The following is a 7861-nucleotide window of genomic DNA, read 5'->3' on the forward strand; positions in this document are numbered from 1 at the left end:
GCGGGGAGCAGCCTTCTTGACCTGCGACGTTACAACGCCGTCCCGCTCTCCAGGACCACTTTCACCGAAACCGGCATACCGCTCAAACCGTCCTGCCCGTCGGCCACCGCCCCTTGTCCACCTTCTCCAGCCACCCCTTTCCAGGGTGGACAAGGGGCGCACCCCGGGTCGCAGCGGGGTGCCTCCCCGAAGACGTCTTCACCGCCGCAGCAGGGCCCGGGCCAGAGGGACTGTGGGAGTGGCTGCGCGGGCAGCCGTTCGTCAGCGGCAGGGGTGACTACAAGCACTATCACGCGGTGGTCCGCGCCAGCATGATCCGCCAGCAGCGCGCCCACTCCCCGCAAGGCTGGGCAACCGCGCATCTGCGGCTCGCCGACACCCACGCCGCCTGGCGTGCCGAGGTCGAGGAACGGCTCCCCGACGCGAAACGCTGGGAAGACACGGAATGGCGTCGGCACCGTTTGGATGAGACGTACCACCGGCTGTGTGCCCACCCGGGGACGTATCTGACGGCCGCCCTCGAACAGGTCGTACACGCCGCGGGCCAGGACGCCGCAGTACTGCGGCAGTGGATCGAGGCACTGCGGCGAAGAAGGTGGACGACCAGCTCATCGACGAGTTGGTCGGCCGCGCTCAGGCCGAGGGCCTGCAGCTGACCGGCGAGGGTGGGCTGCTCCAGCAGCTGACCAAGCGGCTCCTGGAGTCCGCCCTGGAAGGCGAGATCACCGACCACCTCGGCTATGACAAGCACGACCCCGCCGGGAAGAACGGAGACAACAGCCGCAACGGGACCCGAGCCAAGACCGTGCTGACGGACGTCGGCCCGGTCGAGATAGCTGTGCCCCGCGACCGCGAGAGCAGCTTTGAGCCGAAGATCGTCAAGAAGCGGCACAAGCGCCTGACCGGCGTGGACGAGATGGTGATCTCGCTGTCCGCGAAGGGCCTGACCACCGGCGAGGTCCAGGCCTGCTGGGCATTCGCTGGAAGTCCGCGCTGAACGCCTTCGACGGCTGCCTCCGCAGCCCGTCAGTAGCCATCGCCCCTGAGTTACATCGCTCGCTTCACAGACCCGTTCAGGGTAATGCCGGGGGATCTGGGGGCGTCCTCGGCAGGTTCGGGCCGCAGTGCTTGGATGTCAGTGGTGAGGTCCGGATGCCCGTAGCGGTCGGTGAGGGTCGCCAGGGCGTCGATCAGGTGGATCTTGGCATCGACGGACAGACGACCGGCGAAGGTATGGAGCAGCCGGGCCAGCGGAGCCCATTGGCCTTGCGGCGCGTAAGTGGCCGCAGTTGCGAGCAGCTCTTCGAGTCGTTTGAGGGTGTCGGTGTCGAGGGATTGCGGCGCGGTGGCGAACCAGTACGCCAGGGCCAGGGAGGGGTCGCTCATCAGGGTGTCGCGCAAAGACTGGGCATCGGCCAAACGGCGGCTCTGTTCAGCGTGGTGCTGTTCCCGCTCTTCGGCGTGGCGCTGATGGCGGATGGCGGCGCTTACGGCGTCGGGTTCGGCGGTCAGGTGCACCGTGGCCCAGAGAAGGGTGAGCGGAGCGTGGGAAATGGTGGTGCGGCGGCCGAGGAGAGTGTTGATACGTGCGGCCGCCGGGAGGGTGTCCGTTGCGGGATAGTTGTTGGTGATGTTGCGGGCGAGCGTCAGTGCGTGGTCGGTGGCGACCGCCTCGGGGCTGTGGTGCGGGTGGAGGGAGGGTTGTTCCTCCCAGGCGCCGGTGAGGGTGAGAGTGAAGGTGTGGCCGGGGGTGGAGCTGGGAGCCGGGCAGGTGAGGTCGAGCGTGCCTGCCCGGGGTGTGGGCCAGCCCTGGCTTCTACGCCGGGGGCGGGGCATGGTGCAAGCGTGTGGGGGCGGTCGGATCGGCTTCCCGGAGCGCGGTGACGAGTACGTCGCGCAGGTGTGTGCGTGCGGTGGGTTGCTGTCCGGGGCGGGCTGGTTCCCAGCCGTAGGCCGCGTGGGTGAGCAGGAGGTATCGCGGTACGAGGTACGTACGGTCTTCCGCAGAGCGGTACACGGCCTCGGTGAGTGTCTGCAGGACGGTGGGCTTCAGGTCGGGGTCGAGGAGGACGGCGTCGAGCCAGGTGTTGACGGCGTCCTGGGTGTCGCGGCTCAGCTCGCCGTCCACAGCGCAGCGCCAGCCGCTGAGTGCCCAGGGGGCGGGCTGAGAGCCTCCTTCTGCCAGGAGCACGGGAATGCCGTTGGGGGTGGTCCGGCCGGCGAGATGGAGGAAGGCGCGGCGTGCGGCGGCGGTGTAGTGCCGCTGGGAGGCGTCGAACCAGGAGGTGAGGGTGGCACGGATCTTCGGTCGAAGGTCGTGCTGGTCCCACAGGCTCAGCAAGGCGTCACCGACGGCGTCCGTGACGGTGGCGTCGGTGGTGTTGGCGGCCAACTCAGCCAGTCGCTTGAGGGCGATCTTGGGATAAGCGGGGCCGAGCTGGGCCAGGGCGCCGGCGAGTGCCCGCTTGAGGGGGAGAGGGGTGGGTCCGCGGTCGGCAGGGTCCGCAGTGTCGAGCCCTTTGGCCCAGGCGAGATACTGCTCGCGGGCGCGCTTGCCGGTCGTGGGATCGATGGCGGCGGCGACCAAGAGGTGCTGGGCGTGGTCGGCAAGGTGCGGGGTACTGGCCCAGTGCGTGGCGACCGTGCGCAGGATGGTGAAGCTCTGCTTGCTGCGGGTGTAGCGAGTGGCCCACTGGGTGACCCGGTCAGCCAGGCGGGTGCCCAGGTCGCGGGGAGCATCCGTGGCCTGTTCCGCGGTCCAGCGGGTGAAGGCGGCGACGTGGTGGGGGCGGTCGACCCAGAAGTAGTCGACAATCGCCTCGGTGTATCCGGGCTTCAGGAAGCGGATGCGGTCGTCGGCCCCGAGCTCCGCGCCGATGAGGTGGGTGAGCTGGATGATGCCGGGCCCCTGCTGTCCCTTGGTGGACTGCGGTGTGTCTCCCAGAGCGCTGCCGAGCGAGAAATGGGCCTCACGAATGGTTTCGACGGAGGCGCCATCGAAGACGGCAGCAGCGAGTTGGTAGGTGCGATGGGCGCTGTCGGTGTTTCTGGTGTGCCAATTAAGCAGTTCTTGGCGCCAATTCTGCGCGGACTTCACCACGAACTCGACGAGTTCTGGGAAGGGTTTGGGCTCGGTGGTGGAGCGGTTAAGGGCTTCAGCGGTGGTGATGATGCCGGCCCAGCGGACGGCTACAGCGGGTACGGCGCCGTCGAGGTGCTGGATGATCTGCCGTTCGCCGAGCCACTGGTCCAGATTCTGGATCGCAGGCTTGTGGTGGGTGAGGCGCCTGCGGAACACCTCCAGGGCGGTTGGCGGGGTGAGGGAGTGTTCCAGCTCGGTGGCCTCGTCGGCCACGGCCGACCAGGTGTCGGAACGGGTGACCACGATGACGAAGGAGCGGGTTGTGCATAGGTGGTCCTTGACTTCTTTGAGATGGAGTCCGAACCCGGTCCGCAGCGTCTCCTCTTCGGCCCGCAGGTCCAGGATCCAGCCCGTGTCTTCGTCCATGAGGCCCCCGAGGTCCACCGCTTCGTTGGGTTCGCGGCGGATCTGGCGAATGGCCTTCATGTTGTTGGCTCGGAGAACGTGCAGGGCCGTGGTGTAGCGGCCGGTGCCGGCTTGGGCGTGGATGACGGCGACGCGGTGGGCGGTCAGACGGGCGTCGATGGCTTTCGCCGTGTCGTCGCGCGGGATGTAGAAGCGGAGCTGGCGCTTGAGCCAGGTTTCGTCCAGCGGAGTGCCACGCAGGCGGCGGATGTCGTTGATGTTCTGCACCGCGATGACCGTCCCCTGGTTATGGGGGACGTTCTGGACGACGCTCGCGTCGTCCCTGTGGTCTCCGGCACCGGCGGCGGTCTCCGCATCAGCCTCCTCATCCGCGCCATCGTCGAAGGCGCGGCCAGGGTCGTCACCGTCGGTCAGCGGCGGTTCGGAGGTTCTTACCGAGGAGGAGGTGTCGTTGCGGAGCCTTTCGGCCCGCTCCGGGGGTGGAGCCTCTTCCGTCTCATCAGATGCCGCCGACGGCGTCTCCCCGGGCGGCGCAGGAGTAGTGGGCGCGGCATGCGGGTCGGACGGCTCGTGCAGTGTCAATGTTCAGCCCCTCTGAACGCAGGAATTGCCACGGATCGGTGGAATCGGGGGTCAGTTGCCGTGCTGCTGCGGGCCGATGCGGCGGCCTTTCATGCCGACCAGCTTGGCACCGGAGTCGACCGTCTCCACGTCCTGGATCACCCGGGCATTTCCGGAGATCGCATCGGCGTCCATGCCGGTGGCTTCCCCCGAGAGCGTCGTGAGCTTCTGGTGTACGAAGGGGCCGGAGGCGGGCCTGTCCTCCCCCTCGAAGGTCAAGCGCTGCTCGTAGATGTTCTCCAGCGTGGCGCGCAGCCTGGTCAGATTCCGCAGGAGCGGCTGGTCCGACGTGCGTACGGGGACCTCACCGGAGGTGTAATTGACCAGAGCGTCCCGCAACGCTTCGAGCTGCCCTCGGTTGTTTTGCAGGCGCTCTTCGTGCGGTTGCAGTGGCAGTCGCAGGTCACCGACCAGAACGTCGGGAACAGCGACGCCTTCCTCGGGCTCCGGTCCCTGCGGGTTAAGCAGGCGCTCCACGCGCTGGAAGAGGAAGGTCAGGGTGGCGGGCAGGGCAGAACTGATCACAGCAATCTCAAGAGGATCCGGCATGCTACTCCCCCGGTTTCCAACCAATGCAGGACCGCTTGATTGTTTCCGATTTCCGCACGGCAGCGGGGTGCGTTCAACGAGGGCGTCCGAAAGTCATCACCTTGTGCCTACGGCTTCATTTGGCCGAAATTTCAGGCGTGCGGGTTCAGCCATCTGTCTGGTTAGAGCGGCCCCCTTCCCCTGTGCTCGGAGCGGATCGGCGGCCGGTGGCCGTGGCGTCGATACGGGGCCTCGTCGGGGAAACGTTCCACCCGGACCTGCCGCCAGGCCACGTCGAAGGATGTTCTACCGCAGTGTCCTGCGCACCTCCAGACAGCCCGCAAGCTCGTCACCGGATCGAGAAGCCACCGCAACAGGTTGAGTCGCATGCCCACAGCGTTTCCTCACCCCACGCAGCAGGCGGGCCTTTCTTCGCATCCCCCGGACTGTCATTTCTTGGGGTGCACGATTCTGGCCAAGCATTCTTTCCTGAGTAAGTGAAGAGTGGTGCTGCTGTTGCTCTTGTTACTCAAGAGATTTGTTCGAGCGAACGTTTCGGCCACCGGCGTTCTCGTCAGCAGGTAGCCATCAGCACAAGACCGACAACCGTGTGGAGAGAGACCCGGCCTCTCCCAGCCTCCCTTCCGACGGTCACGGCAGCAGACCGGCGGGGCTTTGAACCGTTCCGGGTTCGGCAGGATCTCCGTCCTGCCCGCGCGCCTGGCCGTTGGCACGGCCACGAGGAAGGCGCGGGCGAGGACGGGACCATGAACGACTGGGCGCGCTTGCGTCGCGTGCCGCTGGTCAGCCGCCGCTGGCCGTCATGAGGAAGCTTCCGGCCATCTCGATCAGCTTCTGCGCGGCCTGGTCCTGGCCCGCCTGGAGCAGGCTCTCTCTCATGCCCTCAAGGGTTCGTCGCATGCGGCTGGGTTGCGGCTCCTCCCTCTCCGCTTCGCGCTGCAGCGCCTCAGCATCCTCCGTGATCCGCTCACGGATCGGCTCAGGGACGTCCATGGTGACGGCGGCGGCGAGGACCTGCTGGGCGAACTGGGCGAGGTCGTCTGGAGGGAACCCGATGTTGTTGTTCTGGGTGTTGTGGTCCCCGATCTGGTTGATGCCGCCGTAGATGGTGACCGGGCGGGCGTCCTTCTGGCTGGTCACGAATTTCCTCACGTTGACGTGTTGGTCCCCGCACTGGATGCCAAGCGGGGTCAGGGCGAGCGCGTACGACGGGTCGAAAGCCTCTCGGGGACGAATGGCGACCGACCGGGAGTACACGGTGGCCAGCTTGCTGTCCACCAGGAAGGCCGTGGCCTTCTCGATCGTTTCCGCGTCGATTCGCTGGCCGAGAAAGACAGCACGGTCGGATGCCGCGAAGTCCTGCACCACGACGTGGAAGTCAGGGACATCGTCCATTGCAGCGACAATCAGACCATTCGCTGCGGTGTCGAACCGATGCAGCTTGTTGCCTCGCAGCTGGAAGAGACGCTCAGCCTCGTGCACCCCCTTGGGGGTCAAAGTGCACCTGGTCGTGAAGCTGTTGCACCCGGCGTTTCGCTGTCCGTAGTGGTTGACGAGGCCGCGCTCGGCAAGCCACGCGACCAGTCTGAACGCTTCCCCCTTCGCGACCTCGGACCACTCGCACGACCTGTGAGGGTCGACAGAAATGCGGCTATCCGTGCCTGCGGTCTTTTCACGTATCCAGAGCAGGAGCAGGTCCGCTTCGGTCTCAAACGTCACGAGCCGATCGTATGTGTTGGGCTTGCGGCCCGGATGGGTCCCTAACGAGCTCGTGCACGGTTAGCGGTGAGACGTCGAGCGCTGGATCGTTGATCATTGATGTGTGGTGGGGAACATGGCGCGCACAGCGATTATCAGCGACCGGAGGATCACGGGCTTGTCAGCCGCTGTGATCTCTGAACTCGTCGCCGAGGTCGGACCGTTGTGGCATGAACGGCACAGGGCCAGGCTGGCATCCCGGCCGCGGAAGCGTGCGGTGGGCGCCGGTGCGAAGCACCGCATGGTCTTCGTCGACAGGCTCCTGGCCACGCTCGTGCACCTTCGCCACGGGGTTACTCATGATGTGCTGGCCTGCTGGTTCGGTGTGGACCGCTCGACTGTCACCCGGGCGATCGGCGAGGTGCGGCCTCTGCTGGCGGAGCGGGGATGCACGGTCAGCCCCGGCGTGCGGCTGCGAACCCTGGCCGAGGTCGTCGATCATCTCGGCCAGGCCGGGAAAACCGGCATCATCGACGGCACCGAGATTCGTGTCCGCCGTCCGGCCGTCGGCCACAAGGACCGGGATCGCTTCATCTCCGGCAAGAACAAGCAGAACGCTGTAAAGGCCATGGTCTTCACCGACGGGGACGGCCGGCTGCTGTTCTGCAGCCCGACCAGACCCGGAAGTTGCGCGGACATCACCCACGCCCGAGAGTTAGGGCTGGTCAAGCTCCTGGCGGAAGGTCCTGCAGTCGAGATCCTTGCCGATGCCGGCTACCAAGGACTCGGAGCGCAGACCGGCGGACGCGTCGTGACGCCGCCGCACCGCAAGTTCAAGAAAAACGCCCCGGACTGGTACGAGGAAATGCACGAGCGGCAGCGCAAGGCCCACTCCTCACGCCGCATCCGGGTCGAACACGGCATCGCCCACCTGAAGAACTGGCGGGCACTGGCCCGCCACCTCGGCCGCCGCGAGCACATGGACGACACCGTCCAAGCCATCGCCGGTCTACTGTCCCAGCAACAGACCGCAGACCAGATCCTGGCTTGGCAAACCTGAGCACCGAGGGCCCCGGCCCTTCGACGTCTCACCGCTAACCGTGCACGAGCTCGTTAGCTTGATCTTTAACCTCGGAGCCCGAACGGCTCGTCGTACTTGATCACTCGGACTGGTAACTGCCGTGCGTGGGGGCGGCCTTCGGCTGAGCATGTGATCCGACCAAGGAACACACAACGCCCAGCACGAAGGCCGTGGGGATGAGTCTGTCGCATCATGCTGTCCGGCAGGATCCGTTTGCGGGACTGTCACGCTTCCGGGGTGAGTTCTATTCCTGTCTGACCCGTCGTGCGGATGGACTGTTCGAGCTCGTGGACGCGGTGTTGTGCGCGGACAGTCCGGTCCGGACGCTGGTGGAACTGTCGCTGGTCGGTGAACACCGGCGCGGGCACGGCGGGCTCTACGACGCCCTGTCCGCGGGCCGGGTC

7 protein-coding genes and 1 pseudogene are annotated in these 7861 nt (G+C 66.5%); 4 read left to right on the forward strand and 4 right to left on the reverse strand.

What is annotated here, in order from left to right; translation table 11 throughout:
- The first annotated feature begins 296 nt into the window (after positions 1–296).
- Positions 297–656: a hypothetical protein gene (locus tag VN520_RS31555; RefSeq protein ID WP_325750352.1), complete on the forward strand. Its 360-nt coding sequence runs from the start codon at positions 297–299 to the stop codon at positions 654–656.
- Positions 596–967, forward strand: a pseudogene (locus VN520_RS31560) (transposase); the annotation flags it as partial. The gene VN520_RS31555 and the pseudogene VN520_RS31560, both read left to right, overlap by 61 nt.
- A gap of 80 nt (positions 968–1047) precedes the next feature.
- Here the strand turns inward: VN520_RS31560 and VN520_RS31565 are convergent.
- From VN520_RS31565 to VN520_RS31580, 4 genes are all read right to left on the reverse strand, one after another.
- Entirely contained in the window at positions 1048–1836 is a 789-nt protein-coding gene (locus VN520_RS31565; protein WP_325750353.1) for a hypothetical protein, read from the reverse strand.
- Positions 1817–4090, reverse strand: a complete 2274-nt coding sequence (locus VN520_RS31570; protein WP_325750354.1) for a hypothetical protein — start codon at positions 4088–4090, stop codon at positions 1817–1819. Before VN520_RS31570 ends, VN520_RS31565 begins: the two co-directional genes overlap by 20 nt.
- A gap of 51 nt (positions 4091–4141) precedes the next feature.
- A complete protein-coding gene (locus VN520_RS31575; protein ID WP_325750355.1) occupies positions 4142–4678 on the reverse strand; it encodes a hypothetical protein in 537 nt (178 codons plus the stop codon).
- Positions 4679–5461: 783 nt separating this feature from the next.
- Positions 5462–6397, reverse strand: coding sequence for a hypothetical protein (locus tag VN520_RS31580; protein ID WP_325750356.1), 936 nt, complete (start codon positions 6395–6397; stop codon positions 5462–5464).
- Between the two features lie 115 nt (positions 6398–6512).
- Here VN520_RS31580 and VN520_RS31585 point away from each other — a divergent pair, with 115 nt between their 5' ends.
- A complete protein-coding gene (locus VN520_RS31585) occupies positions 6513–7436 on the forward strand; it encodes a transposase family protein (RefSeq protein WP_325750357.1) in 924 nt (307 codons plus the stop codon).
- A gap of 197 nt (positions 7437–7633) precedes the next feature.
- Positions 7634–7861 (forward strand): transposase (locus tag VN520_RS31590; protein ID WP_325750358.1); only part of this gene is annotated, 228 nt, incomplete at its 3' end.

Source organism: Streptomyces sp., from assembly GCF_035563135.1.
Taxonomy (GTDB): domain Bacteria; phylum Actinomycetota; class Actinomycetes; order Streptomycetales; family Streptomycetaceae; genus Streptomyces.